The organism is Variovorax sp. GW821-FHT10B04 (genome assembly GCF_059415645.1).
This window is the reverse complement of sequence record NZ_JBWKNQ010000003.1, coordinates 301,672-327,367: the sequence shown is the minus strand read 5'-3', so window position 1 is coordinate 327,367 and position 25,696 is coordinate 301,672. Positions and strand designations below refer to the sequence as shown.

Here is a 25,696-nt window from a genome sequence, read left to right as displayed (position 1 = left end):
GAGCACGCACCATGACCACCACCACCGCATCGGCACCAGGCCGTCCTGCCGCTGCCATCGACCCGCGCACGCGCCGGCTGCTCGAAGCGCCGATCGTGCCGACGCTGCTGCGCCTTGCCGCGCCCAACGTGCTCGTGATGGTTGCGCAAGCGGCCGTCGGGCTGATCGAGACCTTCTTCGTCGGCAAGCTCGGTACCGACGCGCTGGCCGGCATGGCGCTGGTCTTCCCGATCGTGATGCTGATGCAGATGACCTCGGCCGGCGCGATGGGCGGCGGCATCGCCTCGGCCATCGCGCGCGCGCTCGGCGCCGGCCGGCGCCAGGACGCCGACGCGCTGGTGCGCCATGCGATCGTCATCGCCGCCGGCTTCGGCCTCGCCTTCATGCTGGCGCTGCTGTTCGCGGGGCGCTGGCTGTACAGCCTGATGGGCGGCACCGGCGCGGCACTCGACGCGGCCATGACCTATTCCAACTGGGTCTTTGCCGGGGCGGTGCTGGTGTGGCTCTTCAACTCGCTGTCGGCCGTGATCCGCGGCACCGGCAACATGGCGGTGCCGGCGAACGTGACGGTGGTCGGCGTCGTGTTCCTGATCCCGTTGTCGCCGCTGCTGATCTTCGGCTGGGGCCCGATCCACGGCATGGGCATCGCGGGCGGTGCGATGGCGCTGCTCATCTACTACCTGCTCGGTTCGCTCGCGCTGATCGTCTACCTGCGCTCGCGCCGCAGCCTGCTCAAGCTGTCGCTCACGAACTGGACGCTGCAGTGGCCGATGTTCAGCGACATCCTGCGCGTCGGCCTGGTGGGTGCGGTGTCGACGGTCGCGACCAACCTCGCGATCGGCATCACGACCGCCCTGGCCGGTCATTTCGGCTCCGGCGCCATCGCGGGCTACGGCACCGCGTCGCGGCTCGAGTACCTGCTGGTGCCGCTGGTGTTCGGCCTCGGTGCGCCGCTGGTCGCGATGGTCGGTACCTGCATCGGTGCCGGCCAGCGCGAGCGCGCATTGCGTGCGACATGGACCGGCGCCTTGCTCGCCTTCACGCTGACCGAGGCGATCGGCCTGGCCGCCGCCCTGTTCCCGCGCCCCTGGCTGCTGCTGTTCGGCAACGATCCGGCAATGCTGGAAGCCGGCACGCATTACCTGCGCGCGGTGGGCCCGCTCTATGGTTTCTTCGGCGTCGGGCTGGTGCTGTATTTCGCGTCGCAGGGCGCGGGCCGGCTGCTGTGGCCGGTGCTGGGCAACCTCGCGCGGCTGGCCGTGGCCGGCATCGGCGGCTGGCTGGCGCTGCGCTGGGGCGGCGAGCTCACGCACGTGTTCGTCGCGCAGGGCGTCGCGCTCGTCGTCTATGGCGTGGTCATCTCGTCGGCCATCGCAGGCGGCGCCTGGTTCGGCCCGGTCGGCTGGCCGCGCAGCACGCGCGCGCTGCTGCAGCGGCTGGAGCCCGCACGCGGCCGCACGCTGTCTTCCACCTGATTTCTCCCGATCCATTTCTCTCGATCATCGAAAGCACATCATGAACATCAAGGACTCCGTCGTTTTCATCACCGGCGCCAACCGTGGCCTCGGCCTGGCCTTTGCGCAGGCGGCACTGGCCGCCGGTGCGCGCAAGGTCTATGCGGCAGCGCGCGATCCGGCCGGCATCACGCTTGCCGGCGTGGTGCCGGTCCGGCTCGACGTGGGCAATGCCGAAGAGGTCGCGGCCGCCGTGCGTGCCTGCGGCGACGTCACGCTGCTGATCAACAACGCGGGCATTTCGAAGGGCTCCGGCCTGCTGGCGTCGCCGGACGCGATCGCGGCGGCGCGTGCCGAGTTCGACGTCAACTTCTTCGGCCCGTGGGCGCTGGCCAGCGCCTTCGCGCCGGTGCTCAAGGCCAATGGCGGCGGTGCCATCGTGAACGTGCTGTCGGCGCTGAGCTGGGTCTCGTTCCCGAGCGTGGCGACCTACAGCGCGTCGAAGTCGGCCGCCTGGTCGCTGACCAACGGCCTGCGCAACGAACTGCGCGGCCAGGGCACGCAGGTGGTTGCGCTGCACGTCGGCTACATGGACACCGACATGACGCGTGGACTCGATGCGCCCAAGTCGTCGCCCGCCGATGTCGCGCGGACCACGCTCGAAGGCGTCGAGGCCGGCGCGTTCGAGGTGCTGGCCGACGAGGTCAGCCGGCAGATCAAGAAGAGCCTGTCGCTCGCGACGCCGGCCTACGCGGCCTGAGAAGAAGCCTCGGCCCGGGCCTCGGGGCGCGCTGCCTCAGGCGGCCCGCGGTGCGGGCAGCATGCGGCGCAGCGCCTCGAAGAACAGGTCGGACTGTTCGCGCTCGCTCTGCACCTGGGCTGCGACGCGGGCTGCGAGTTCGGCATGGACGGGCGCCAGCGGCCGGCCGGTCGACTGTGCGATCACCTGGTGCATGCAGGCGCGCTCGAGGTAATACAGATCGTCGTAGGCCCAGCCGATGGTCGGGCCCGCGACGACCACGCCGTGGTTGCCCAGAAAGGCGACGTCCTTGCCGGCCATCGCATGGGCGATGCGTTCGCCTTCGGCGTCGTCGAGCGCCAGGCCGTTGTAGTCGGCGTCGATCGCGAGCCGGCCCATGTAGCGCATCGCGTTCTGGCTCAGCGTGGTGTCGAGCGCGCGGTCGGCGGTCAGCGTCAGCGCGGTCGCGTAGGGCGAATGCACGTGCAGCACGACCGCGTGGCCGGTCAGGCGGTGTATCGCACCGTGGATGAAGAGGGCGGTCGGCTCGACGCGGTGCCGGCCGGCCAGGACTTCGCCGTGCACGTCGATCAGCACGATGTCGTCGGGGCCGATCTCGCTCCAGTGCAGGCCGCGCGGATTGATCAGGTAGCGGTCCTGCACGCCGGGCAGCATCACGCTGAAGTGGTTGCACACGCCTTCCGACAGGCCGTGATGGGCTGCGGCGCGGAGTGCGAGCGCGAGGTCTTCGCGCAGCGTGCGCACGGCGGGACTGGCGTAATCGGTTTCGAAGGACATGGGAAGGGAAGGAGAAAGGGCGTCGTGATTCGTCGGGAAAACCCTTGATTCTCCCTCGATGGCGGTCTCCGAGCGCTTCACTGCGCCATATAGGCCGTCATGTCCTGCACGATCCGCCGCAGCAGCTCGGCGGCGGCCGGCGACAGCATGCGGCCGTGGCGCGACACGATGTGGCTGCAACCCTGCGACAGCAGCGGGTTCTTCATCGGCAGTTCGACCAGCGTGGTGTTGTCCGTGTGCGGCGTGAGCGCCACGCGCGTGCCGAGCGCATAGCCCAGCCCCGCGGCCGCGAAGCGGCCGAGCGCCGTGAACGAGGTGGTCGTGAGCAGCGTGTTCAGGCGCACGCCCTCGCTGACCTCGGCCGCCTCGATATGCTGGCGCACGCCGAAATCGCGGTGCAGCGTGGCGCCGGCGTAGGGCTGCAGGTCGGTGAGCCGCAACGGACGATCGAGTTTCGTGAGGGGATGCGACGCCAGCACCATCGCCAGGATCGGCTGCGGGTGCGAATGGTGCGAGCGCAGCCGCTCGTCCTTCGGCGGCTGGAACAGCAGGCCGATGTGGGCGCGTTCGTCGACGATGCGCCGCACGATTTCGTCGGTGCTGCCGACGTCGAGGTCGACCGTGATCTTCGGGTGCGCGTGCATGAAGTCGCGCAGGCTGTGGCGCATCAGCCAGTCGACGTAGCCTTCGCCCGCCACGATGTCGATGTGGCCGCGTTCGATCTTCTGGATGCTGTCCATCTGCGCGAACAGGTGCTGCTTCTGGCTGTGCTGGCGGCGGACGTAGCCGGCCAGCAACTGGCCCGCGTCGGTCGGCACCACGCCACGGCCGCGGCGTTCCAGCAACCGCGCGCCGCATTCCTGTTCGAGCGTGCCGATCGCGCGGCTCACGGCCGACGGGTCCATGTCGAGCACCTCGGCGGCGCCGCGCACCGAGCCGCTGTCGAGCACCTGCATGAAGTAGCGCACGCGGCGCGCATCGAGTTTGTCATCCATGTCTTCGTTGTCCGCGAGTGTTGCATTCGATGCAACGAATATCCCAATTCGCGGTCATTGATGCAAGGTGTTCGTTGCCCGAGACTCGCCGCACTTCGACCGAAACGACCCACGACCCGCACCCCGCATGAACTCCCCGACCGTCACTCTTCCGCTCGCCGCGCGGCCCGCCACGGGCTCCGGCAAATTCAAGCTCGTGCTCATCACGCTGGTCGTGGTGGCACTGGCCGAACTCATCGGCCCCGCGCAGTTCAAGGTCGGCCCGGGCAAGGTCGTGCTGCTGCCGATGCTCTGGGCGCTGCTGCTGGCGGCGGTCTGGGGCGTGGCGCATCGCCGGCTGCCGGCGGTGGCGAGCGTGTCGACCGGGCTGCAGTCCTATGCCGGCGCACTGATGAACGCGGGCCTGCTGCTGTTCATCGTGAAGATGGGCCTCACGGTCGGTGCGGCGCTGCCGATGGTGAAGCAGGCCGGCTGGGCGCTGGTGTTCCAGGAGTTCGGCCATGCGCTCGGCACGCTGGCGCTGGGCCTGCCGCTGGCGCTGCTGCTGGGCATCAAGCGCGAGGCGGTCGGCGCGACCTTCTCGGTCGGCCGCGAGGGCAACCTCGTGATCATCGGAGAGAAGTACGGCATGGCGTCGCCCGAAGGCCGCGGCGTGCTGGCCGAATACATCACGGGCACCGTGCTCGGTGCGCTGTTCATCGCGATCCTCGCGGGCTTCGTGACCAGCCTGAACATCTTCGATCCGCGCTCGCTCGCCATGGGCGCGGGCGTCGGCTCCGGCAGCCTGATGGCCGCGGCCATCGGCGCGATCGGCGCGCAGCAACCGGCCGAGATGCTGCCGCAGCTGACCGCCATCGCCGCGGCATCGAACTTGCTCACCTCGGTGGTGGGCTTCTACTTCACGCTCTTCCTGTCGCTGCCGATCTGCGTGTGGCTCTACGGCAAGCTGGAACCGGTGCTGGGCCGCGCGTCGAAGGCTCGTGCGCCGATGTCTGCCGGCGAAGCAGCCGGTACCGAGGCCGCCGCACCGGAAGCCGCGCCGCTGTCCGCAGCGGACGTGCTGATCGCCTGGGCCGTGATGGCGGGCGGCGTGGTCATCGGCAACGCACTGTCGTTCAAGGTCCCGGTGTGGGTGTCGCTCGAAGGCATGGCCGTGGTCGTGCTGATCGCCGCCGTGGTCGAGGCCATCCGCCGCCTGCTGCCACGCATCCCGATGGTGCTGGTGCTGTCGATCATCGCGACCGTCGTCGGCGTGCCGGGCCTGTTCCCGTTCTCGGACGCCGTGATCGCGCTCACCGCCAAGCTCAACTTCATGGCCTTCACGACGCCGGTGCTGGCGCTGGCCGGCTTCTCCGTCGCCAAGGACCTGCCGGTGTTCCGCCAACTGGGCTGGCGCATCGTGGTGGTGTCGCTGACCGCCACCGCGGGTACCTTCCTGGGCGCTACGCTGATCGCCGAATTCTTCCACTAGAACAAGGCCCACCCCAGGCGTCGCGCACTGCGTGTCGCTTTCCCGAACCCCCTCAAGGGGGCAACACCAGCGGCCCGGCAAAGCCGGTTCCGCGGCGTTTCCCGACAAACTCCATTTCACATCAACTCACCGAGACCATCCCCATGTACCGCGACCCCGAGATTGCCGAAGACACCCGCGCCCGCATGCTGAGCTGGCGCCGAGACATCCATGCCAATCCCGAGACGGCCTTCCAGGAGCACCGCACGTCGAACGTCGTGGCCAATGCGCTGATGCTGATGGGCCTGCCCGTGCATCGCGGCCTGGCCGGTACCGGCGTGGTCGCCACGCTGAAGAACGGCGACGGCCCCAGCATCGCGCTGCGCGCCGATCTCGATGCGCTCGAGATGCAGGAACTCGGCAATGCGCCGCACGCGTCGAAGTGCGCCGGCCGGATGCACGGCTGCGGCCATGACGGCCATACCGCGATGCTGCTGGGCGCGGCCGAGCACCTGTCGCGCCACAAGCCCTTCAAGGGCACGGTGCACTTCGTGTTCCAGCCGGCCGAGGAGAACGAGGGCGGCGGCCGCGTGATGGTGGAGGAGGGCCTGTTCGAGCAGTTCCCGGCCGACGCCGTCTACGGCATGCACAACTTCCCGCAATTGCCGCGCGGCCACTTCGCGATCCGCACCGGCACGATGACGGCGTACCTCGACACTTTCGAGATCCGCATCACCGGCAAGGGCAGCCATGCCGCGATGCCCGAGACCGGCATCGATTCGGTGGTGGTGGCCGCGCAGCTGATCAACGCGCTGCAGACCGTGGTGAGCCGCCGCACCGGCGCGACCGATTCGGCGGTGGTGAGCGTCACGCAGATCCATGGTGGCGACACCTGGAACGTGATCCCCGAGAACGTCGTGCTGCGCGGCACCGTGCGCACGCTCGACGCCGCCGTGCAGCAGCGCACCAAGGCCGGGATGCAGCAGATCTGCGACGGCGTGGCGCAGACCCACGGCGCGACCGTGGCGCTCGACTACCGGCATGGCTATCCGGGCGTGGTCAACACGCCGGCCGAGACGGCAGCCGCCGTTGCCGCCGCGGCCAGCCTGGTCGACGAAGCCCAGGTCCACACCGACGTGCCGCCGGCCATGGGCTCCGAGGACTTCGCCTTCATGCTGCAGAAGCGCCCGGGCGCCTACATCGGCATCGGTGCCGGTGAGGGCCCGAACGACCCGCCGATCCACAACCCGTACTACGACTTCAACGACGCGATCCTGCCGCTCGGCGCCGCCTACTGGGTCGCGCTGGTCAAGCGGCAACTGCCCGCGTGACGCAGGCGATGCTGTCGGCCTTCGACATCTTCAAGATCGGCATCGGGCCGTCGAGCTCGCACACCGTCGGGCCGATGCGCGCGGCGCTGGCGTTCGCGGCCTCGCTCGATGCCCGCGGCCTGCTGGACGCGGTGGCGCGGCTGCAGGTCGACCTGTATGGCTCGCTGGGCGCGACCGGCCGCGGCCATGCGAGCGACCAGGGCGTGATCCTCGGACTGCTCGGCGACGCGCCCGACACCGTGCTGCCGGAAGCCGTCCAGCCCCGGCTCGATGACCTGCGCCGCAGCGGCCGGCTGATGCTGCTGGGGCGTCATGGCGTCGACTTCGACCGTGTGCGCGACATCGCCTTCCTTGGCGAGGAATCGCTGCCCGAGCATCCCAACGCCATGCGCTTCAGCGCCCGCGACGCGGGTGGGGCCCTGCTGGCACAGGCCAACTACTTTTCCATCGGCGGCGGCTTCGTCGTCGAAGGTGGCAACGCGGCCGAAGCCGTGGCTGCGGTGGCGCCGGTGCCGTATCCGTTCACGACCGGTGACGAGCTGATGGCGCAGTGCCGCAGCACCGGCCTGTCTGTCGCAGGCCTCGTGCTTCGCAACGAATGCGCATGGCGCCCGGAGGCCGAGGTGCGTGCCGGCCTGTTGCGCATCTGGGGCGTCATGCAGCAGTGCGTGCAGCGCGGCTTCGGCGTGGACAACCCGCTCGCCGCGCAGGCGTTGCCGGGGCTGCTGCGCATGCGCCGGCGCGCGCCCGAACTCCAGCGGGAGCTGTCGGCCCAGGCCGGCGCAGCCGATCCGCTTGCGGCGATGGACTGGGTCAATGCATTCGCGATGGCGGTCAATGAAGAGAACGCCGCCGGCGGCCGCGTCGTCACCGCACCGACCAATGGGGCGGCCGGCGTGGTGCCGGCGGTGATGCATTACTACGCGCGCTTCGTGCCGGGCGCGAACGATGCCGGCGTGGTCGACTTCCTGCTGACCGCCGCCGCCATCGGCATGCTCTACAAGGCCAACGCCTCGATCTCCGGTGCCGAGGTCGGTTGCCAGGGCGAGGTCGGCGTGGCCTGCTCGATGGCGGCCGGTGCGCTGGCCGCCGTGCTGGGCGCCACGCCGGCACAGGTCGAGAACGCGGCCGAGATCGGCATGGAGCACAACCTCGGCCTGACCTGCGACCCGGTCGGTGGCATGGTGCAGATCCCGTGCGTGGAGCGCAACGCGATGGGCGCGGTGAAGGCCATCAACGCGGCGCGCATGGCGCTGCGTGGCGACGGCAGCCATTACGTGTCGCTCGACGCCGTGATCCGCACGATGAAGCAGACCGGCGCGGACATGAAGTCGACGTACAAGGAGACCTCGCTCGGCGGGCTCGCGGTCAACGTGGTGGAGTGCTGACGGCGCGCAGGCGAGAGCCCTTTCTCAGGCCGGTGCCGATGCCGCCTGAAGCAGAATGCCGCGCATGTTTTCCATCGTTTCGACATCCTGGGTGCTCGCCTGCACGGCGACCTTGGCACTGCTGATGGCGCCCGCCGGGCAGGCGGCTGCGCAGTCGCTCGGCTGCAACGGCTATCTCGTCGGCATCGGCGATTCGCGGGTGTCGGTGCTGCAGAAGTGCGGCGAACCGCTGGACCGCGAGTTGGTCTGCGTCCAGCGGCTGCAGCCGGGCTGGATCGTGTCGCCGAACCGTGGGGGCGGACCGACCGCCATCCTGACGCCGCAATGCGTGCCGATGGAAGACTGGACCTACTACCGTGGTCCGGGCAGCTTCCTGGGCATCGTGCGGCTGTACAACGGCGCGGTCGAATCGGTGCGCGACGGGGAAAGGATGCGATAGCTTTTCAGGGCTTCGGAAATGAAAAAGGGCGCCCGTGGGCGCCCTTCGTGCGAGAGAAGCGGGTAGCGACTCAGCGGCCGAACGAACGGCCACCGCCGCCCGAGCGATTGCCGCCACCGCCACCACCGCCGTAACCGCCGCCGCCACCCGAACGGCCACCGCCGCCCGAGCGGTTGCCGCCGTAGCCGCCACCACCACCGCCGCCGCCACGGCGACCGCGGCCGGCGCCGAAGGTCGCGTCGACGCTGGTGCGCAGCGGATCGGGTTGACCGTCACCGCCGGCGACCGCTTCGGCGCGCAGGTGCGCGACCTGGTTCGCCTGCGTCGGGCTGTGGGTGTTGCCGTGATGGCGCGGTTGGCGCTCTTCATGCGGCAGGCCGCCCTGTGCATGGTGCTGCGGACGCGGGCCTTGCCCTTGCGGTGCGCGTGCCGGACCTTGCGGGCCACGGCCGCCGCCCTGGCCGCGCGGACCCTGGCCTTGACCTTGTCCGCCGCCGTTGCGGGCGCCTTGCGGCGCGCCGCCCGGGCCACGGCGCGGACCTTGTCCGCCACCACCGCCACCGCCATTGCCACCGGCACGTGGCTCGCCTTGGCCGGCCTTGTTGTCGCGGATGCGCTGCATCATTTCGCTGCGGGCGGCCTTGGCGGCTGCCTGCATCACTTCGCGGCTCGGCGGACGTCCGGCGCCGCCCCAGATGGTCTGGCGACCCATCGCGATCGGCTCGGCGCGTTCGCCTTCTTCAGGGCCGAAGCCGTCGATGATCTTCACCGGGATCTGCTGCTTGGTGAAGCGCTCGATCTCCTGCATGAAGCCTTCTTCGTCCAGGCAGACCAGGCTCACGGCCTCGCCGCTGTTGCCAGCGCGGCCGGTGCGGCCGATGCGGTGGACGTAGTCTTCGCTGACGTTCGGGATTTCGTAGTTCACGACGTGCGGCAGCTCGTCGATGTCGATGCCGCGGGCGGCGATGTCGGTGGCGACCAGGGCGCGGATCGTGCCGCTCTTGAAGCCCGCCAGTGCCTGCGTGCGGGCGCTCTGGCTCTTGTTGCCGTGCAGCGCCATCGCCTCGATGCCGTTCTTCGTCAGGAATTCGGCGACGTTGTTGGCACCGAACTTCGTGCGCGTGAACACCAGCACCTGGCTCCAGTTGTGCTCGTTGATGATGTGCGCCAGGATCGCCTTCTTCTTGCCGCGGCCGACCGGGTGGATCACCTGGGTGATGCGCTGCACGGTGGTGTTGCGCGGCGTCACCTGGATGCTCTGCGGGTTCTTGAGCAGCGTGGCGGCCAGGTCGCGGATCTCGTCGCTGAAGGTGGCCGAGAACAGCAGGCTCTGCTTGTCGCGCGGCACCAGCGCCAGCACCTTCTTCACGTCATGGATGAAGCCCATGTCGAGCATGCGGTCGGCTTCGTCGAGGATCAGGATCTGCACTTGCGACAGGTCCAGCATGCCTTGCTGCTGCAGGTCGAGCAGGCGGCCCGGCGTCGCCACCAGGATGTCGACGCCCTTCTTGAGCTTGCTGATCTGCGGGTTCATGCCGACGCCGCCGAAGATCACGGTGGATTCGAGGTCGAGGTACTTGCCGTAGGTGCGGACCGATTCCTCGACCTGCGCGGCGAGTTCGCGCGTGGGGGTCAGCACTAGGGCGCGGATGCCGGTGCCGCCGAACTTGTTGGTGGCTGCGCCGCTCTGGCTCAGCTTGTGCAGCATCGGCAGCGTGAAGGCGGCCGTCTTGCCGGTGCCGGTCTGTGCGCCGCCCAGCAGGTCGTGGCCCTCGAGCACCACGGGGATGGCCTGCGCCTGGATCGGCGTCGGGGTGTCGTAGCCGTACTCGTGCACAGCCTTCAGGATGGCCGGGGCCAACTTCAAATCGTCAAAGGTCATTGGAGGATCAAGCGCCTTCCGTGGCGCATTGGCATCGGCCCGCCGTGGCACCCGTTTGCTGGGGTGACCAGGCCAGTAAAGGCAGATGAAATCAAGGATGGGAGCCGAGAGCCCGGTGCAGGCGCAGTGGAAGTGCGGATGCTGAAAGCCTTCTTGTCCCCGGCAGAAGAGCCGATGCTGCGGGTAACTGAGCCCGACAACGAAGCTGCATTGTCGCACGATCGGCGAGAAATCGAACTGGGCGGATAATCGGGGTTTTGCCGCGACCCCTCAGGAATGTTCCGGGTCGTCCGCGCAAGACCTCCACCCCAACGCAAAGCGATACGCACACAGATGGCTCAATACGTCTATTCGATGAACCGCGTCAGCAAGACCGTGCCGCCCAAGCGGCAGCTCTTGAAGGACATTTCGCTCTCGTTTTTCCCTGGCGCCAAGATCGGCGTGCTCGGCCTCAATGGCTCGGGCAAGTCCACGCTGCTCAAGATCATGGCCGGCGTCGACAAGGAATTCGAGGGCGAGGCGCTGCCCATGCCGGGCCTGTCGATCGGCTACCTCGAACAGGAACCCAAGCTCAACCCCGATCACACGGTCCGCGAGTCGGTCGAGGAATCCATGGGGGCCGTGTTTGCGGCCAAGGCCCGCCTCGAAGAGGTCTACGTCGCCTACGGCGCTGAAGACGCCGACTTCGACGCGCTGGCCGCCGAGCAGGCCGAGCTCGAAGCCATCATCGCCACCGCCGGCACCGATTCCGAGCACCAGCTCGAGATCGCGGCCGACGCGCTGCGCCTGCCGCCCTGGGACGCCAAGATCGGCCTGCTGTCCGGTGGCGAGAAGCGCCGCGTGGCGCTGTGCCGCCTGCTCCTGAGCAAGCCCGACATGCTGTTGCTCGACGAACCGACCAACCACCTGGACGCCGAATCCGTCGAGTGGCTGGAGGTGTTCCTCAAGCGCTTCACGGGCACCGTGGTCGCCATCACCCATGACCGCTACTTCCTGGACAACGCGGCCGAATGGATTCTGGAAATGGACCGCGGCCGCGGCATCCCATGGAAGGGCAACTACAGCACCTGGCTGGAGCAGAAGGGCGAGCGCCTGGCACAGGAGCAGAAGAGCGAAGAAGCGCACGCCAAGGCACTGAAGAAGGAACTCGAATGGTCGCGCCAGAACCCCAAGGCGCGCCAGGCCAAGAGCAAATCGCGTCTCGCGCGGTTTGAAGAACTGAGCGACATGGAGTACCAGAAGCGCAACGAAACGCAGGAAATCTTCATTCCCGTGGCGGAGCGTCTGGGCCAGCAGGTGTTCGAGTTCCACAACGTCAGCAAGTCCTTCGGCGACCGGATGCTGATCGACAACCTGAGCTTCTCCATCCCACCGGGTGCGATCGTCGGCATCATCGGCCCGAACGGCGCCGGCAAGTCGACGCTGTTCAAGCTGATCGCCGGCAGGGAGCAGCCGGATTCGGGCGAGGTCGTCATCGGCTCCACCGTCCGTGCCGCCTTCGTCGACCAGCATCGCGACGAGCTGGCGAATCAGAAGACGGTATGGGAAGACATCTCGAACGGCCTGGACATCATCAACGTCGGCAAATTCCAGATGGCCAGCCGTGCCTATGCGGGCCGCTTCAACTTCAATGGTGCCGACCAGCAGAAGAAGGTCGGTACGCTGTCGGGCGGCGAACGTGGCCGTCTCCACCTGGCCAAGACGCTGATCGCCGGCGGCAACGTGCTGATGCTGGACGAACCGTCGAACGACCTGGACGTCGAAACCCTGCGCGCACTCGAAGATGCGCTGCTCGAATTCGCCGGCACCGTGATGGTCATCAGCCATGACCGCTGGTTCCTCGACCGCATCGCGACGCACATCCTGGCCGCCGAAGGCGACAGCCAGTGGACCTTCTTCAACGGCAACTACCAGGAGTACGAGGCCGACAAGAAGAAGCGCCTGGGCGAAGAAGGCGCCAAGCCGCAGCGCATGCGCTACAAGGCGTTGAAATAAGCTCCGCCTATGCCTCGCTGAAACCGCCTTCGGGCGGTTTTTCTACGTCTGGGGCAGTGGCGCGGATCCGCTTGCGCACCGCATGGATGTTGTTGCGCAGCGCATAGAGCTCGTCCGCGTACGACAGCGGCACGGCCACCTTGTTGACCATGCGGTCGAGGTCGTCGAGCTCCTTCAGCAAGGCATCGCGCTCGCCCTGGCCGGCGTCGACCTTGGCTTCGACTTCGCGCAGCCGTGCATACCAGCGGAACACGCGGCTGCGCACGCGGAACTGGTAGATCGGCGGCACCACACGGCTGAGCGGCAGCATCAGCACCAGCAGGCCGCCGAGCACCAGCCACATGCGCTCGACCAGGTTGCTGGCCCAGAAGGGCAGGTAGCGCTGCCAGAACGGCGGCGTGCCGTTGATGGCGCGGTCGCCTTCGGGGCTCACCGGCAGTTCGCTGGTACGGGTGTTCGGAAAGTCGCGCGCCCGGTTGAACCAGCCCGCCTCGCCGTGGATGGTCTGCGCGCTCTGTGCGAACAGCTGGCGCAGCGCCGGGTGCGTCTGGTCGCGCGACAGCAGTGAGGTCGTGGCGGCGAGCATCGACACGTCGTGCGGTGGCAGGTCCTTCGCCAGATCGATCACGCCACGCGGCAGCGCCACGGCGGACAGGAAGGCGAAGCGGCGCGCATAGGCGTCGCCCTGGCCGAAGTCCATCAGCTGGATGCCGTCGCTGCGCAACAGCCGCTGCACCAGCGGCGACTGCGGTGCCGACGCGAGGATCACGGCATCGAGCAGCCCCGCGCGCAGCGCCTCGGTCGCGGGTGCGGGCTCGAGGTTCGACAGATGCATCGACAGCGCATTCATGTGGTTGGCGCGCAGCAGCTTGTCGACGATGTCGGGCACGCCGCTGCCGGGCTTGTCGACGTTCACGCGCAGGCCCTTGAGCTGCGTGATCGACGTCAGCGTGGCGCTCTTGCGATCGACCTGGCGTGCCGCGTCGGTGCGGTAGAACACCCACAGCGGCTCGTAGAACAGGCTGCCCAGCGAGGTGAGGCCGGCCTCTTCGTCGGCCACCGCATCGGCGCTGCCGCCGCGCACGAAGCCGAGATCGGCACCGCCGCTGCGCAGTAGCTGCAGGTTGGCGGACGAGCCGTCGGTCGGCTTGAGATCCACCGTGATGCCGTTGGCCGCGAGCGCCTGCGCGTAGCGCTTGCCGAACTCCGCATAGGCGCTGCCGGCCGGGCCGGTCGCGAGCGTCACGCGGCGCGGCGGTTGCGGGTCGAGCCACCAGTAGGCAGCGACCAGCAGCCCCACGACCAGGAACACCACCGGACCGAGCGAGACGATCAGGTCGCGGATGGACAGCAGGATCAGCTTCAGGGTCTTGGGCATCGACATCGGAAAACCTCGGTGGCTATGTCGGGGTCTGCTGCGCGGCCAGGTCGGCCGCACACGGCACGTACAGGTCGCCGGCGGTGACCGTGCGTGCGGCGCGCACCGCACGCAGCGTGGCGATGGCGACGACTTCGGCCGCCATGGCGCTCAGCACCGTCATGCCGGGCCGGCCGCTGGTCAGCGGCACGCGGCAGGTGGCCAGCGCGAACAGCGTGTCGCCGTCGCTCATCGTGTGGACGGGGTTGATGCTGCGGGCCAGGCCGTCGTGCGCGACCATCGCGAGCCGGTTGGCCTGCACCTTGGTCAGCACCGCGTCGGTCGCGACCACGCCGATCGTGGTGTTGGTGCCGGCCAGCAGCGGCTGCGGCAGCTCGCCGCGCATCAGCGCGCGGCGGGTGTCGAGCAGGGCGCGCCCGTCGGCCGTGCGTGCGCCGGCGACGACCTGCGCGGTGTCCGGGTCGATCACGTCGCCCAGCGCGTTGCATGCGATCAGCGCGCCGACCGTGACGCCGCCGACGGTGATCGACGCCGTGCCGATGCCGCCCTTCATCGCGCGATCGATGCCGAACAGCTTGCCGACCATCGCGCCGCTGCCGGCGCCGACGTTGCCCTCTGCCGGTGGCTGGCTCGACGCGGCTTCGCAGGCCGCATAGCCGGAGGCCGCGTCGGGGCGAAAGCGCGCGTCGCCCATCGGCAGGTCGAACAGCACGGCGGACGGCACGATCGGCAGCGTGCCGAAGCGCACGTCGAAGCCGATGTGGCGTTCTTCCAGCCAGCGCATCGCGCCCTCGGTGGCGGCCAGGCCCCAGGCGCTGCCGCCGGCCAGCATGATGCCGTGCACCTGCTCGACCAGATTGCCGGGCGCGAGCAGGTCGGTCTCGCGCGTGCCGGGAGCGGCACCGCGCACATCGACGCCGCCGACCGCGCCCTCCTTGGCGAGGATCACGGTGCAGCCCGTGGGGCGGCGCGTGTCGCTGAAGTGGCCGACCTCGATGCCGGCGACGCGGGTGATCGCGCCGGGGTCGGTGGCGGGTGAATCGGAAGCGGAAAAATTGCGTATCGCGTCAGGCATGGCGGCCGATTATGGGACTGCGCCACGTACCATCGAACGGATGAAGGTACGAGAAGATTCAGAGAGCCTTCGATCCGCCGAAGCGGCACGCCACGTCGTCGTCATCGGCGCGGGCGCGATCGGCAGCGCAACCGCCATCGAAGCCTTGCGCGCAGGATTGCGCGTCACCGTGGTCGAGCCCGGCGAGCCCGGCGGCGAGCACGCCACCAGCTACGGGAATGCCGGCTGGCTGTCGTCCCATTCGGTCGTGCCGCCGGCCTTGCCCGGCGCCTGGCGCAAGGTGCCCGGCTGGCTGGCCGACCCGCTCGGCCCGCTGGCCGTGCGCTGGCGCCACCTGCCGCGCGCCATGCCGTGGTTGCTGCGCTACCTGCTCTCGGGCTGGACCGAGGCCCGCGTGCAGCGCACCGCCGATGCGCTGCGGACGCTGCTGATCGACGCGCCGCAATTGCACCGCCAGCTGGCCACCGAGGCCGGCGTGCCGCGGTTGATCGAACGCCGCGGGCTGCTGCACGTCTATCGCTCGCAGGCCGAGTTCATGGGCGACGCGCTGGCCTGGCGCGTGCGCCAGCGCGCCGGTGTGCGCTGGGAGCGTTGGAACGCCGAGCAACTGCGTGCGCACGAGCCCGACCTGGACGGCCGCTACACGCTCGGCATCTTCGTGGCGGAGGCCGGTCACTGCCGCGATCCGGGTGCCTATGTGGCGGCGCTCGCACGCCATGCCGAACGGCTGGGCGCGCAGCGCATGGTGGCGCGTGCGACCGGTTTCCGCATCGAAGACGGACGGCTGCGGGCCGTGCTGACCGGCCATGGAGAGATCGCCTGCGACGCGGCGGCCATCTGCGCGGGCGCGCATTCCGCCGGGCTCGCGCGCGCGGCGGGTTCGCCGGTGCCGCTCGAATCGGAGCGCGGCTACCACGTGGTGGTCGGCGCGCCCGAGGTCGGTCCGCGCACGCCGATGATGGCGGCCGACGGCAAGCTCATCGCGCATTGCATGGACGGCGGCCTGCGCGCCGCGGGCCAGGTCGAGATCGGCGGACTCGACGCCGCACCCGACTGGCGCCGCGCCGACATCCTGTACCGGCACCTGCGTTCGATGTTTCCCGCCTTGCCGCTCGACCCGCATGCGGCTGGCGTGCGCCACTGGCTGGGCCACAGGCCCAGCATGCCCGACGGTCTGCCCTGCATCGGGCCGGCGCGTGCCACGCCCGATGTGGTGCTGGCCTTCGGCCATGGCCATGTCGGCCTCGGTGGTTCGGCCCGCACCGGCCGGCTGGTTGCGCAACTGCTGGCCGGCCAGGCGCCGGAGACGTCGCTCGCGCCCTTCGATCCGCAGCGCTTCGGCCGCGGGCGCGCAGCCGGCTGAGGCTCAGTTCGCGGGCTCCAGCGACATCACCGTGAGCGTGCCGCCCGGCTGGTCCGCCGTGAAGCGCACCTTGTCGCCGGGCTTGACCTTCTCCAGCAGGGCCGGGTCCTTGACGCGGAACACCATGGTCATCGCGGGCATGTCGAGGTTGGTGATGTCGCCGTGGCGCAGCGTGATCTTGCCGGCGGCGGCGTCGACCTTGCGCACCTCGCCATCGATGGTCGGCAGGGCGGATTGCGCAAGGGCGGCTGCCGCTGCAACGAAGGCGGCGCAGGCGGCGAGAAGACGGAAGGCTTTCATGGTTCGTGTCCTTGGGAAGAATGAGGAATCGGAGGTTCAGTGGTGGTGTGCGCCGCCGCCCGCGGGCTTGCGCACGGTGGCGTCGGCAGGGCCTTCGGCCGCGGTCGCCGCGCCGTCTGGTCGCGTGCTGCGCTGCGTGGGTGGCGCGGCATCGCCAGGCACCTCGTGTGCCACGCTGCCGGCCGGGTGGCGGAACCAGCCGGGGTCGGTGTAGTCGCCGGGCTTCTGGTCGCGCCGCACCTTGAGCAACGTGAACATGCCGCCCATCTCGGCCGGCCCGAACGGTCCGCTGCCGGCCATCATCGGGAGCGTGTTGTCGGGCAGCGGCATCTCCATCGCGCCCATGTCGGCCATGCCCTTGTCGCCCATCACCATGTAGTCGGGCACGAGCTTGCGGATCTTTTCCGCGATGCCGCGCTGGTCGACGCCGATCATCGTCGGCACGTCGTGTCCCATCGGTCCCATGGTGTGGTGGCTCTTGTGGCAGTGCAGCGCCCAGTCGCCTTCCTCGTCGGCGACGAATTCGATCTGCCGCATCTGGCCGACCGCGACGTCGGTCGTCACCTCGGGCCAGCGCGCGCTGCGCGGCACCGCGCCGCCGTCGGTGCCGGTGACCTCGAACTCGTGGCCGTGCAGATGGATCGGATGGTTCGTCATCGTGAGGTTGCCGACGCGGATGCGCACCCGGTCGCCCTGGCGCACGTTGAGCGTGTCGATGCCCGGGAACACGCGGCTGTTGAAGGCCCAGGTGTTGAAGTCGGTCATGGTGTTGACCTTGGGTGTGGCGCTGCCGGGCTCGACGTCGAAGCTGCCGAGCAGGAAGCAGAAGTCGCGCTGCACCGGCGCGATCAGCGGATGGCGCGCCTTCGGGTGCGTGACCCAGAAGCCCATCATCCCCATCGCCATCTGCACCATCTCGTCGGCGTGCGGGTGGTACATGAAGGTGCCGGGCCGGCGTGCGGTGAACTCGTACACGAAGGTCTTGCCCGGCGGAATCTGCGGCTGCGTGATGCCGCCGACGCCGTCCATGCCGTTGGGCAGCCGTTGCCCGTGCCAGTGCACGGTGGTGTGCTCGGGCAGCCGGTTGGTCACGAAGATGCGGACCCGGTCGCCTTCGACCACCTCGATGGTCGGGCCGGGCGACTGGCCGTTGTAGCCCCACATGTTGACCTTGAAGCCGGGCGCCATCTCGCGCACCACGGGTTCGGCGACCAGATGGAATTCCTTGACGCCGGCGTTCATGCGCCAGGGCAGCGTCCAGCCGTTCAGCGTCACGACCGGGTCGTAGGGGCGGCCATCGGGCGGCAGCAGCGGCGCGGCGGTGGCGGTCGAATCGCGGGTGTGCGCTTCGGGCAGCGCGGCCAGCGCGATGCGGTTCACGCCGACGGCGGTAGCGGCGGTAATGGCAGTGGCCGCGCCGGTGAAGAAGTGGCGGCGGTCCATCAGTGGGCTCCTGCGGGTGTGGCGGCGACCAGGTCGCCCGTGTTCTGCAAGGCGCTCGCGCCGGCCGGCGAGCTGCCGGTGAGCGCGAGCTGCAGGTCGGTATCGGCCAGCCAGAAATCGCGTTGCGCGTCCATGGCGGCGTTGACGGCGCGCATGCTGGTGCGCGTTTCGGACAGCAGTTCCCAGACGCTGGCGAACATGCCGTTGTAGCGCAGCAGCATTTCGTCGTTGACCTGCCGCCGCAGCGGCAGCAATTCGGCCTGGTGGCGACGGGCGATGGTCCAGGTGCTCTGCCAGCCGCCATAGGCCTCGCGCGCTTCGCTCGCGGCCTGCAGGCCGGCGGCACGCACGCGTGCGGCCGACTGCAGGTACAGCGCCTCGGCGCGCGCGTCGCGTGCCTGGCCCCAGTCGAACAGCGGGATCGGCAACGACAGCTCGGCGCCGCGCTGCGTGCTGCGGCCGCCTGCCGCGTCGTTGTCGAAGCGCGTGTTGCGCACGCCGCCGATCTCCAGTGCATCGACGAAACGCGTCGCGCGGCTCAGGCCGAGCCCGTCGGCGGTGGCTGTGGTCTGTGCCTGGGCGGCGCGCACGTCGAGCCGGTCGCGCAGGGCGCTGGCCTGCACGTCCGCCAGCGTCGGCAACGACGCCGGCAGCGCGGGCAATCTGTCGGGCAGCCGGTAGCCGGTCTGCGGGCCCGTGAGCCCGAGCAGCCGCGTGAGCTGTTCGCGGCCTGTCAGCGCAGCCTGTTCGGCGCGTGCGAGTTCGGTCGATGCGTCGGCCAGCAGCAGTTCTTCGCGGCTGCGCTGCAGCGTGCTCCAGTTGCCGGCCTTCGCCATGCGCTGCGCGAGCTCGGCGCCGGCTTCGGCGGCACTGTTCGCATCGCGCAGGTAGACCACGGCCTGCTGCGCGGCCACCGCGCGCACCCAGGCACGGCGCGTGTCGGCAGCGAGCTGCAGCACGCTTTGCGCGGCCTGCAGCTTCGCGACCTCATGCCGCTGGCCGGCCCAGCGCGCCTGCCAGGGCAGCGTGAGCAGACCCAGCACGTTGAAGCTCAGCGAGCGGTCGAGCTCCAGCGTGCGGCCTTCGCGCAGGCGACTGAAGCCGAACAGCGGGTTGGGCAGCGATGCCGCCTGCACGCGGTCGGCATCGCTCAACTGCAGCGTGGCGAAGGCTTCCTGGACGCGCGGACTGTTGATCAGCGCGATGCGCACCGCGGCCTCGGCATCGAGCGGCTGGGCGAGCAGCGCGTCGATGCGACCTTGGGCGGCCGCATCGGGCCGGCGTTCGGCCGCGGCACCCGCCACCAGCGGGTTGCCGGACACCAGCGCCTGCACGTCCGCATTGCCGCCATCGGGCGAGAGGCTGGCACAGCCCGCCAGTGCCAGCGCGACCGCGATGGCGACGGTCGACGGGATCCATGAATGGCCGTGCTTGTGCGCGCACGGCGGAGGCATGCCGGCCAACGGCCGGCCAACGAAAGGTTTCACGCTCGATCTCCATGAGCAATACGACGAACGCCGCGAGCCGGGACGGGCTCACTGCGGACGGACTACGGGCAGGGAGATCAGGAAATGGGTGGTTTCAGGCCCGGGACGGGCTCTGCGCTGGCGAAGCGTGCCGTGCGAAACGCGGGCGGCGCCTGGGGCGCGTCATGGGCGATCGCGGCGGCCGGCAGGCCGCCCAGCGCCACGGTATGGCAGACCTGGCAAACGGTGCAGGTGCCGCAGCCCTGGTGGCCGACGCCTGCATCGTGCTGCGCGTCGTGGTCATCACCGGCGTCGTGTGCGGTGGCGTGGTCCATGGCCATGTCGGCCATGCTCGCCATGTCGTCGCCCGCGCCCATCGCTTCGTGGCAATGCGCGCTGGCCGCGACGGACTCGGCGTCCGAAGCCGCTGCCGCCGCGATGGCCGGCATCGCATGCCGCGCCATCTCCACCGCCATGGCATCGCCGAGCCAGCCACGAATGGGCAGCAGGACGATCATGAGGGCGAGCAGCAGCGTGCGCATGGGGCGGGATGATAAATCGATGGCAGCGGCGCAGCGGCGCGCTCAGGGTTGCGACTTGCCGGCGAAGGGCAGCGACAGTCCGCGTTCGCGCATCAGGTCGCGCAGCTCGTCCGGGTAGTCGGTGATGATTCCGTCGGCGCCCGCGTCCATGAGGCGCAGCATGTCGGCGCGCTGGTTCACGGTCCAGGGCAGCACCTTCATGCCGAGTTTCTGCGCCTCCTGGATGGCCGCTGGCGTCAGGTCGGCATAGGCCGGCGACCAGATCACCGGGCCCGGCGTGGTGCCTGCCGCCGCCTTGACCATCTGCGGCACCGAGCCGAAGCCCGATGCATCCAGGCCCGCGGTCCAGCGGCTGTCCTTCAGCGTCCGCGGGGTCGTGAGGTAGGCGCGCGGCAACTGCGGCGCGAGCTGGCCGACCAGCGCCAGGGTGCGCCAGTCGAAGCTCTGGATGGTCACGCGATCGGCCAGCCCGGCCTTGTCGATTTCCGCGAGCAGCGCGCGCACCATCGGTTCCGGCGCAGCGGTTTCGTCCGGCCTGGTCGGGTCGACCTTGGTCTCGATGTTGAATCGCACGGCGCCGGCCGCCGTGTCGCCGCGTGCCTTGACCCGTGCGAACAGCGCGGCGAGCGTCGGGATGCGCTCGCCATCGCGCGGCTGCTGCAACGCGAACTGCTTGCCGTAGTTGCTGGCCGGGTTCAGGCGCCCGACATCGTAGGTCTGCAGCTGCGCGAGCGTGAGCGAGCGGATGGTCGCGCCGCCGTTCGGCGCGAGCCACTGGCCGTTGGCGTCTCGCGTGTGGTCGGGGTTGAGCGCCGTGTCGTGCGAGATCACGACCACGCCGTCGGCCGTGAGGCCGATGTCGAGCTCCAGCGTGGTCACCCCGAGGTCGATCGCGTTCGAGAACGCGGCCAGCGTGTTCTCGGGCGCCAGGCCACGCCCGCCGCGATGGGCCTCGAGATCGAAGTGCGGCCTGGCATGCGGCGTGATGGCCGCGCAGCCGGCCAGCAGCCATGCGGCGGCGATGCCCGCAACGCGCCGTGAAAGCAGGAAAGTGGTCATTTCAACTGGACCTTGATGCCGTCGTCCAGCACCGTGATGTCACCGATCTCGTAGGTCTTGCGGCCGACCGTGAGTTCTTCGGCCGTGAAGCTGCGCAGCACCTGGCCCTGCAGCAGTTCCTGCGCCACGACCGTCCCGATCTTCTGCAGCCGCTGCGCGTCGCGGCCCTCCAGGCCCTGCAGTTCGAGCCGCTCGGCCTTCGGCTGGTCCAGCTGCAGCGAACGCGTGGCGGCGTCGTAGCGCAGCGCGCTGCTGACCGACAGCAGCCCCTGCACCGGCGACGGGCCGAGCAGCGGGCTGGCGATGGTCAGCGTCGCGGTCAGGGCGGCGCGGTTGTTGGGCGCGTCCAGGCCGAGCTGCGGGTCGCGCAGGCCGATCAGGAAGAGCTCGGCATAGCGCTGGTTGACGGGAAAGTGCCGGGCAATCTGCGCCTGCAGTTCGGCGCGGCTCGCGGTGTATTCGCTGGTGAAGAAGTTGAAGCCGGCGAGCGCGGCGAAGGGCGCCTGCAGCGCCGCAGCGCCCAGCAGCGCGCGCAGCAGCCGGCGGCGGGAGGTGAGGGGCTTGGCGCAGGGTTCCATACGCTGCAGAGCTTGCCACAGCCGAAAAGTTCTCTTCAGAGCAGCCTGCGTCGTGCGTAGCGCACCACCGTCACGCCGGGCTTGGCCTGGCGCGTCGACGGCATCACGAGCACGCAGTCGTCGTAGGGCGTGGTGACCGGCTCGCCATCGTTCCAGCCGATGACGGTGCCGGCCTGCGCGATCACTTCGAGCCCGGTGAAGGGCTTGGCGAAGCGGAAGTCTTCGCTGCGCGCGACCACCGGCCCGGTCACGTCCAGTGCCCACTGGCGCGGTGCGTCGGGCTGCAGCCAGCCGGGCAGTTGCTGCGCGATGGCGTCGTCGCCGAGCGTGCCTGCCGCCCGCAGCAGGCGCGCGCACTGGTCCTGCGCGACCGTGCGGCTGGCCGGGTCGCCATGGAAGCCGCATTCGATCAGCAGGGCCAGCGCGTCGGTGGCGGGGTCGGCGTCGGGCGCGCCGAAGCGGCCGAAGTCGCGCATCCGCACGCCGTCCTTGTGGCCCGCGTCGATCACGACGTGTTCGGGGCTGCGCAGTTGCCGCGCCAGCGCCAGGTTGCGCGGCTGGATGCCGGTCAGGCTCAGCGGCGCCGAAGGCTCGTGCATCGAATGCAGGTCGAGCAGCCAGTCGGCCTGCGCCACATGCGGCTGCAGCGCCGCGGCACGGCGCCGCTCGCGCGTGCCGCCGGCGTCCAACCGGTCCTGCGACCACTGGCGGTTGAGATCTTCGTCGACGAAGCGCGACGCATCGTGGTCTGCCGGGTCGAAGCGGTCGAACGCATCGAGGTTGCAGAAGGCGAGCGTCAGCGTGCCTTGCTGCGGGCGCACACCGGCCTCCAGCAGGCCCTTGAGCGCCCAGGCGCCGCAAACCTCGTTGCCGTGAATGAGGGCCGAGATCATCACGTGGCGGCCGGGCCGCTCGGCCTCGAAGCGCCAGACGCCTTCGGTGCCGGTGTTGCCGGCGCGCCAGGCCGAGATGTCGGGCGCGGGCAGTTCGAACGCAGTGGACACGCTCACTCCTTGATGTTGGCGAATTGGACGATGTTCCTGTATTTGGCCGTCTCCGTGCCGATGAACTTGTCGATGTCCACGGCCGCGGTCGGGACGACCGAGCTGGACGCTTCCATCTTCTTGCGGAAGTCCGGCGACTGCAGGGTCTCGGCCAAGGCCTTCTTCAGGCGCGCGACCACCGGCTCGGGCAGCTTGGCCGGGCCCACCAGCGCGAACCAGACGCCGATGTCCATGTTCTTCAGCGCGGCGCTTTCGCCGAGCGCGGGCAGGTCGGGCGTGATGCTCGAGCGCCTGGCCTCGGTGGTGCCTAGCGCCACCAGCTTGCCGCTGCGGATGTAGGGCAGCGCGCTCGACAGCACGAACATGCCGAAGTCGATGTTGCCGCCCATCAGGTCGCTGGTGAGCGGCGCCACGCCGCGGTAGGGCACGTGCGTCATCTCGATGCCGCCCTGCTGCTTGATCATCTCGCCGGCCAGGTGCAGCGAGGTGCCGACGCCCGAGCTGCCATAGCTGTACTTGCCCGGATTCTTCTTGATCAGCGCCAGGAATTCGTCGGTGCTCTTCACGTTGGCCGTCGGCGCCGCCACCAGCACCAGCGGCTGGGACGCGATCAGGCCGATCGCAGTGAAGTCCTTCTGCTCGTAGCGCACGCTGGTGCTGATCAGCTTGGCGATCGCCAGTTCGTTGCTGGCGCCGGCCAGCAGCGTGTAGCCGTCGGGTGCCGCGTTGGCGACCTTCTGCGCACCGATGGCACCGCCCGCGCCGCCCACGTTGTCGATGACCACCGGCACGCCGAGGCGCTGCGACAGCTCGGCACCGAGCGCACGCCCCGTCAGGTCGGTCGAACCGCCTGGCGGATAGGCGACGACCAGGGTGATCGGCTTGGTGGGATAGGTATCGGCGGACGCCTGGGCGGCGATGCCGCACAAGGCCAGGGCGAGACAGGCGGAGAGAGCAGGTTGAAAACGCATCGTGGCCTCGGGTGGGTGGTGATGCCCGGATTCTGCGAAGCCGCATGCGTCGCCGTGGTGCTTTGCCGGCACGGCCTCGTGCTGATTGGGCCGATCGGGCCGGTGGCGCTGCCGTTCAGCGCACCGCCATGGCCTGCCACACGGCTTCGGCCAGCGCGCCGAGCCGGCGCTTCGGCCGGTACAGCCGGACCTCGAAGCGCACCTCCATGCGGCGTCCGCCGGTGGGCGCCAGCCGTCCGGCCTTGCAGTCCGCCTGGACCATCGACCACGGCAGCCACGCCACGCCGAGTCCGCGCAGCACGTATTCGTAGAGGGCGTCCGCGGAGTCGCATTCGACGTGCTGCCGCAGGTGCGGCGCATGCGGGTTGTGGGCCAGCAGGTCTTCCACCAGGCGGCCCATGGCGAGCGTGCGGACATAGGACAGAAAGGGCACGTCGCCGGGCGCATCGAAGCTGTGGACGGGGCGCCCCTGCGCGTCGGCGCGCGACACCGGCACCAGCTTGTCCGACGCCACCGTGAGATGCGCGAACTGCCGTCCGTCGAGCCGCACCGTCAGCGCCGGGTGATGGAAGAGCAGCGAGAAATCGATCTCGTTGTGCTCCAGCATCCGCACCGTCTCCGACAGCGCGCCGGTCAGCACGCGCACCTCGCCGTTGCGCAGCACCGGCTGCAGCTGCACGAGCCAGTCGGCCATCACCGTGCGCGCCAGCGTGCGGCCCGTCGCCACCGTCACCGTGCGGGCCTGGCGGCCGGCCACGCTGCGCATCTCCTGGCGCGAGCCTTCGACGCCGCGCACCATCTGGCTCGCGTTTTCCAGGAAGCTCTCGCCGGCCGGCGTGAGCGCGACCGGCGAGCTGCCGCGCTCGACCAGCGCCGTGCCCGCCCAGGCCTCGAGCGCCCGAATGCGGCGGCCGAAGGCCGGATGCGTGACGTGGCGCAGCTCCGCGGCACGCGTGAAGCTGCGTGTCTGCGCCAGCACGATGAAGTCTTCCATCCACTTGAACTGCATGGCGGCGTCCGCTTCCTGGTCAAGCGCCGAGCGGCGCCACGGGCAGCACGTAGCGTGCGAAGGAACGCTCGCCCTTTCGTATCTCGCTGTGCAGCGAGAAGCCGAAGCGCTCGTACAACGTGCGCAGCGGCGCGCGATCGGCCACGCAATCGAGCCGCAGGTGGGGCCGGCCGATACCCCGCGCGTGGTCGCGCGCAAAGGCGAGCAGCGTGGCCGCCACGCCGTGCCCGGCATAGGCGCGACGAACGGCGAGCTTGTGCACGAACAGCGAGCTGCCGGCTTCGACCTCCGGCCAGAAATGCGGGTCTTCCAGGTCGAGCCGCATCACGCCCGCCACTTCACCGTCCTGCCGCGCGATGAAGTAGCTGCCTGCGTCGGTGCCGCGCCGGACCGTCTCCAGGCCGATGTCGGTCGCCGACCACAGCGGCCGGCCGCCTGCGGCAAGCCACTGTGCGGCTTCGGTGAGGACGGCCGCGACGGTTGCGGCTTCGGCGGGGAGGGCTTGGTCGATCTGCATCGCGTCAGAGCATAGCGATGGCGGCCCCGGGCTTCACGCGTGGCGAACGATCTCGAAGCCCTCCTGCGCCGACGGCGCGACGAAGTGGCTGGTGATCAGATCGAATTCGGCATCGCTCGTCTCGAACGGATGTTCGCCGCCGGCATTGCGGGCGCGCAGGCGTTCCTTGCAAACGGCATCAGGCACATCGAGGAAGTGAAGCTGGTGCGTTGCCCCGGCCTTTTCGAAGATGCCGCGAGCCCAGGTTCTGTTGGCAACCGTGTTGGCCGGAAAGTCGAGCACCACCGACACGCCGGCCGACAGCAGCGCTGCGACATGGCCGGCCATGGCCTGCTTCAGTCGGCCTGCGGCGCGCACGTAGTCGGACAGTTCGTGGATCTCGCCCGGATACAGGGCGTCGAGCCACGCGTCTTCGCTGATCAGCATGGTGGCGGGTGCACTGGCCAGTCGCCGTGTCAGCGTGGACTTGCCGGCGGCGATCTTGCCGCAGACCATGTGAAGGACGGGCGTGGATATCGTC

At 69.6% G+C, this 25,696-nt stretch carries 24 protein-coding genes; 8 read left to right on the top strand and 16 right to left on the bottom strand.

Going from position 1 to position 25,696, the window contains the following annotated elements:
* Positions 1–11: 11 nt before the first annotated feature.
* Positions 12–1,475 (top strand): MATE family efflux transporter, encoded by a 1,464-nt coding sequence (locus tag AC07PZ_RS09740; protein WP_495294850.1) that lies wholly within the window; start codon positions 12–14, stop codon positions 1,473–1,475.
* 40 nt (positions 1,476–1,515) lie between these two features.
* Complete coding sequence (locus AC07PZ_RS09735) at positions 1,516–2,214, top strand: SDR family oxidoreductase (RefSeq protein WP_495294849.1); 699 nt, start codon at positions 1,516–1,518, stop codon at positions 2,212–2,214.
* A gap of 36 nt (positions 2,215–2,250) precedes the next feature.
* Here the strand turns inward: AC07PZ_RS09735 and AC07PZ_RS09730 are convergent, their stop codons facing one another.
* Both AC07PZ_RS09730 and AC07PZ_RS09725 read right to left on the bottom strand, forming a co-directional pair.
* Positions 2,251–2,991, bottom strand: a complete 741-nt coding sequence (locus AC07PZ_RS09730; RefSeq protein WP_495294848.1) for an aldolase — start codon at positions 2,989–2,991, stop codon at positions 2,251–2,253.
* Between the two features lie 77 nt (positions 2,992–3,068).
* The gene (locus AC07PZ_RS09725) at positions 3,069–3,986 is read right to left on the bottom strand and encodes a LysR family transcriptional regulator (RefSeq protein WP_495294847.1); all 918 of its coding nucleotides are present in this window, start codon (positions 3,984–3,986) and stop codon (positions 3,069–3,071) included.
* Positions 3,987–4,113: 127 nt separating this feature from the next.
* Here AC07PZ_RS09725 and AC07PZ_RS09720 point away from each other — a divergent pair, with 127 nt between their 5' ends.
* The 4 genes from AC07PZ_RS09720 (at position 4,114) to AC07PZ_RS09705 (ending at position 8,594) form a co-directional block, all read left to right on the top strand.
* The gene (locus AC07PZ_RS09720; protein WP_495294846.1) at positions 4,114–5,457 is read left to right on the top strand and encodes a DUF3100 domain-containing protein; all 1,344 of its coding nucleotides are present in this window, start codon (positions 4,114–4,116) and stop codon (positions 5,455–5,457) included.
* 143 nt (positions 5,458–5,600) lie between these two features.
* A complete protein-coding gene (locus AC07PZ_RS09715; protein WP_495294845.1) occupies positions 5,601–6,767 on the top strand; it encodes a M20 aminoacylase family protein in 1,167 nt (388 codons plus the stop codon).
* A gap of 8 nt (positions 6,768–6,775) precedes the next feature.
* On the top strand, positions 6,776–8,155 hold the full coding sequence (locus AC07PZ_RS09710) for an L-serine ammonia-lyase (protein WP_495295162.1): 1,380 nt from the start codon (positions 6,776–6,778) through the stop codon (positions 8,153–8,155).
* 64 nt (positions 8,156–8,219) lie between these two features.
* On the top strand, positions 8,220–8,594 hold the full coding sequence (locus AC07PZ_RS09705; RefSeq protein ID WP_495294844.1) for a DUF2845 domain-containing protein: 375 nt from the start codon (positions 8,220–8,222) through the stop codon (positions 8,592–8,594).
* Between the two features lie 70 nt (positions 8,595–8,664).
* Here AC07PZ_RS09705 and AC07PZ_RS09700 read toward each other — a convergent pair whose 3' ends face one another.
* On the bottom strand, positions 8,665–10,476 hold the full coding sequence (locus tag AC07PZ_RS09700; RefSeq protein WP_495294843.1) for a DEAD/DEAH box helicase: 1,812 nt from the start codon (positions 10,474–10,476) through the stop codon (positions 8,665–8,667).
* 333 nt (positions 10,477–10,809) lie between these two features.
* Between AC07PZ_RS09700 and ettA the strand changes: the two genes are divergently transcribed.
* Positions 10,810–12,471 carry an energy-dependent translational throttle protein EttA gene (gene ettA, locus AC07PZ_RS09695; RefSeq protein ID WP_495294842.1) on the top strand — a complete coding sequence of 554 codons (1,662 nt, stop codon included), beginning with the start codon at positions 10,810–10,812 and terminating at the stop codon, positions 12,469–12,471.
* 7 nt (positions 12,472–12,478) lie between these two features.
* Here the strand turns inward: ettA and AC07PZ_RS09690 are convergent, their stop codons facing one another.
* The gene (locus AC07PZ_RS09690) at positions 12,479–13,855 is read right to left on the bottom strand and encodes a TAXI family TRAP transporter solute-binding subunit (protein ID WP_495294841.1); all 1,377 of its coding nucleotides are present in this window, start codon (positions 13,853–13,855) and stop codon (positions 12,479–12,481) included.
* A gap of 16 nt (positions 13,856–13,871) precedes the next feature.
* Positions 13,872–14,924 (bottom strand): P1 family peptidase, encoded by a 1,053-nt coding sequence (locus tag AC07PZ_RS09685; protein WP_495294840.1) that lies wholly within the window; start codon positions 14,922–14,924, stop codon positions 13,872–13,874.
* On the opposite strand from AC07PZ_RS09685, the gene AC07PZ_RS09680 reads away from it, so the two are divergent.
* The gene (locus AC07PZ_RS09680) at positions 14,845–16,287 is read left to right on the top strand and encodes an NAD(P)/FAD-dependent oxidoreductase (RefSeq protein WP_495294839.1); all 1,443 of its coding nucleotides are present in this window, start codon (positions 14,845–14,847) and stop codon (positions 16,285–16,287) included. The two genes, AC07PZ_RS09685 and AC07PZ_RS09680, sit on opposite strands and share 80 nt — an antisense overlap.
* A gap of 3 nt (positions 16,288–16,290) precedes the next feature.
* On the opposite strand, the gene AC07PZ_RS09675 is transcribed toward AC07PZ_RS09680, so the two are convergent.
* From AC07PZ_RS09675 to AC07PZ_RS09625, 11 genes are all read right to left on the bottom strand, one after another.
* Complete coding sequence (locus tag AC07PZ_RS09675; protein ID WP_495294838.1) at positions 16,291–16,587, bottom strand: copper-binding protein; 297 nt, start codon at positions 16,585–16,587, stop codon at positions 16,291–16,293.
* Positions 16,588–16,623: 36 nt separating this feature from the next.
* Entirely contained in the window at positions 16,624–18,030 is a 1,407-nt protein-coding gene (locus tag AC07PZ_RS09670) for a multicopper oxidase family protein (protein WP_495294837.1), read from the bottom strand.
* Positions 18,030–19,517 carry a TolC family protein gene (locus AC07PZ_RS09665; RefSeq protein ID WP_495294836.1) on the bottom strand — a complete coding sequence of 496 codons (1,488 nt, stop codon included), beginning with the start codon at positions 19,515–19,517 and terminating at the stop codon, positions 18,030–18,032. Before AC07PZ_RS09665 ends, AC07PZ_RS09670 begins: the two co-directional genes overlap by 1 nt.
* Before the next feature lie 77 nt (positions 19,518–19,594).
* Positions 19,595–20,038: a hypothetical protein gene (locus AC07PZ_RS09660; RefSeq protein ID WP_495294835.1), complete on the bottom strand. Its 444-nt coding sequence runs from the start codon at positions 20,036–20,038 to the stop codon at positions 19,595–19,597.
* Positions 20,039–20,080: 42 nt separating this feature from the next.
* Positions 20,081–21,097 (bottom strand): glycerophosphodiester phosphodiesterase, encoded by a 1,017-nt coding sequence (locus tag AC07PZ_RS09655; protein ID WP_495294834.1) that lies wholly within the window; start codon positions 21,095–21,097, stop codon positions 20,081–20,083.
* The gene (locus AC07PZ_RS09650) at positions 21,094–21,675 is read right to left on the bottom strand and encodes a YceB family lipoprotein (protein WP_495294833.1); all 582 of its coding nucleotides are present in this window, start codon (positions 21,673–21,675) and stop codon (positions 21,094–21,096) included. The genes AC07PZ_RS09655 and AC07PZ_RS09650 overlap by 4 nt, the downstream gene beginning before the upstream one ends.
* Before the next feature lie 35 nt (positions 21,676–21,710).
* A complete protein-coding gene (locus AC07PZ_RS09645) occupies positions 21,711–22,679 on the bottom strand; it encodes a M14 family metallopeptidase (protein WP_495294832.1) in 969 nt (322 codons plus the stop codon).
* A 2-nt stretch (positions 22,680–22,681) separates the two neighbouring features.
* Positions 22,682–23,650 carry a Bug family tripartite tricarboxylate transporter substrate binding protein gene (locus tag AC07PZ_RS09640; RefSeq protein ID WP_495294831.1) on the bottom strand — a complete coding sequence of 323 codons (969 nt, stop codon included), beginning with the start codon at positions 23,648–23,650 and terminating at the stop codon, positions 22,682–22,684.
* Between the two features lie 115 nt (positions 23,651–23,765).
* Positions 23,766–24,659, bottom strand: coding sequence for a LysR family transcriptional regulator (locus AC07PZ_RS09635; RefSeq protein ID WP_495294830.1), 894 nt, complete (start codon positions 24,657–24,659; stop codon positions 23,766–23,768).
* 19 nt (positions 24,660–24,678) lie between these two features.
* The gene (locus AC07PZ_RS09630; RefSeq protein ID WP_495294829.1) at positions 24,679–25,176 is read right to left on the bottom strand and encodes a GNAT family N-acetyltransferase; all 498 of its coding nucleotides are present in this window, start codon (positions 25,174–25,176) and stop codon (positions 24,679–24,681) included.
* A 33-nt stretch (positions 25,177–25,209) separates the two neighbouring features.
* The gene (locus AC07PZ_RS09625) at positions 25,210–25,671 is read right to left on the bottom strand and encodes a P-loop nucleotide/nucleoside kinase family protein (protein ID WP_495295161.1); all 462 of its coding nucleotides are present in this window, start codon (positions 25,669–25,671) and stop codon (positions 25,210–25,212) included.
* Between the last annotated feature and the right edge of the window lie 25 nt (positions 25,672–25,696).

Excerpts from the sequence above, each read along its gene's own strand:
- AC07PZ_RS09685 (WP_495294840.1), bottom strand. The coding sequence starts at position 14,924 with ATGCCTGACGCGATACGCAATTTTTCCGCTTCCGATTCACCCGCCACC.
- AC07PZ_RS09725 (WP_495294847.1), bottom strand. The coding sequence starts at position 3,986 with ATGGATGACAAACTCGATGCGCGCCGCGTGCGCTACTTCATGCAGGTG.
- AC07PZ_RS09710 (WP_495295162.1), top strand. The coding sequence starts at position 6,776 with ATGCTGTCGGCCTTCGACATCTTCAAGATCGGCATCGGGCCGTCGAGC.
- AC07PZ_RS09735 (WP_495294849.1), top strand. The coding sequence starts at position 1,516 with ATGAACATCAAGGACTCCGTCGTTTTCATCACCGGCGCCAACCGTGGC.
- AC07PZ_RS09660 (WP_495294835.1), bottom strand. The coding sequence starts at position 20,038 with ATGCGCACGCTGCTGCTCGCCCTCATGATCGTCCTGCTGCCCATTCGT.
- ettA (WP_495294842.1), top strand. The coding sequence starts at position 10,810 with ATGGCTCAATACGTCTATTCGATGAACCGCGTCAGCAAGACCGTGCCG.
- AC07PZ_RS09720 (WP_495294846.1), top strand. The coding sequence starts at position 4,114 with ATGAACTCCCCGACCGTCACTCTTCCGCTCGCCGCGCGGCCCGCCACG.
- AC07PZ_RS09640 (WP_495294831.1), bottom strand. The coding sequence starts at position 23,650 with ATGCGTTTTCAACCTGCTCTCTCCGCCTGTCTCGCCCTGGCCTTGTGC.
- AC07PZ_RS09675 (WP_495294838.1), bottom strand. The coding sequence starts at position 16,587 with ATGAAAGCCTTCCGTCTTCTCGCCGCCTGCGCCGCCTTCGTTGCAGCG.
- AC07PZ_RS09705 (WP_495294844.1), top strand. The coding sequence starts at position 8,220 with ATGTTTTCCATCGTTTCGACATCCTGGGTGCTCGCCTGCACGGCGACC.
- AC07PZ_RS09650 (WP_495294833.1), bottom strand. The coding sequence starts at position 21,675 with ATGGAACCCTGCGCCAAGCCCCTCACCTCCCGCCGCCGGCTGCTGCGC.
- AC07PZ_RS09625 (WP_495295161.1), bottom strand. The coding sequence starts at position 25,671 with ATGGTCTGCGGCAAGATCGCCGCCGGCAAGTCCACGCTGACACGGCGA.
- AC07PZ_RS09670 (WP_495294837.1), bottom strand. The coding sequence starts at position 18,030 with ATGGACCGCCGCCACTTCTTCACCGGCGCGGCCACTGCCATTACCGCC.
- AC07PZ_RS09635 (WP_495294830.1), bottom strand. The coding sequence starts at position 24,659 with ATGCAGTTCAAGTGGATGGAAGACTTCATCGTGCTGGCGCAGACACGC.
- AC07PZ_RS09630 (WP_495294829.1), bottom strand. The coding sequence starts at position 25,176 with ATGCAGATCGACCAAGCCCTCCCCGCCGAAGCCGCAACCGTCGCGGCC.
- AC07PZ_RS09740 (WP_495294850.1), top strand. The coding sequence starts at position 12 with ATGACCACCACCACCGCATCGGCACCAGGCCGTCCTGCCGCTGCCATC.
- AC07PZ_RS09690 (WP_495294841.1), bottom strand. The coding sequence starts at position 13,855 with ATGTCGATGCCCAAGACCCTGAAGCTGATCCTGCTGTCCATCCGCGAC.
- AC07PZ_RS09655 (WP_495294834.1), bottom strand. The coding sequence starts at position 21,097 with ATGACCACTTTCCTGCTTTCACGGCGCGTTGCGGGCATCGCCGCCGCA.
- AC07PZ_RS09715 (WP_495294845.1), top strand. The coding sequence starts at position 5,601 with ATGTACCGCGACCCCGAGATTGCCGAAGACACCCGCGCCCGCATGCTG.
- AC07PZ_RS09680 (WP_495294839.1), top strand. The coding sequence starts at position 14,845 with ATGCCGGCGACGCGGGTGATCGCGCCGGGGTCGGTGGCGGGTGAATCG.
- AC07PZ_RS09700 (WP_495294843.1), bottom strand. The coding sequence starts at position 10,476 with ATGACCTTTGACGATTTGAAGTTGGCCCCGGCCATCCTGAAGGCTGTG.
- AC07PZ_RS09730 (WP_495294848.1), bottom strand. The coding sequence starts at position 2,991 with ATGTCCTTCGAAACCGATTACGCCAGTCCCGCCGTGCGCACGCTGCGC.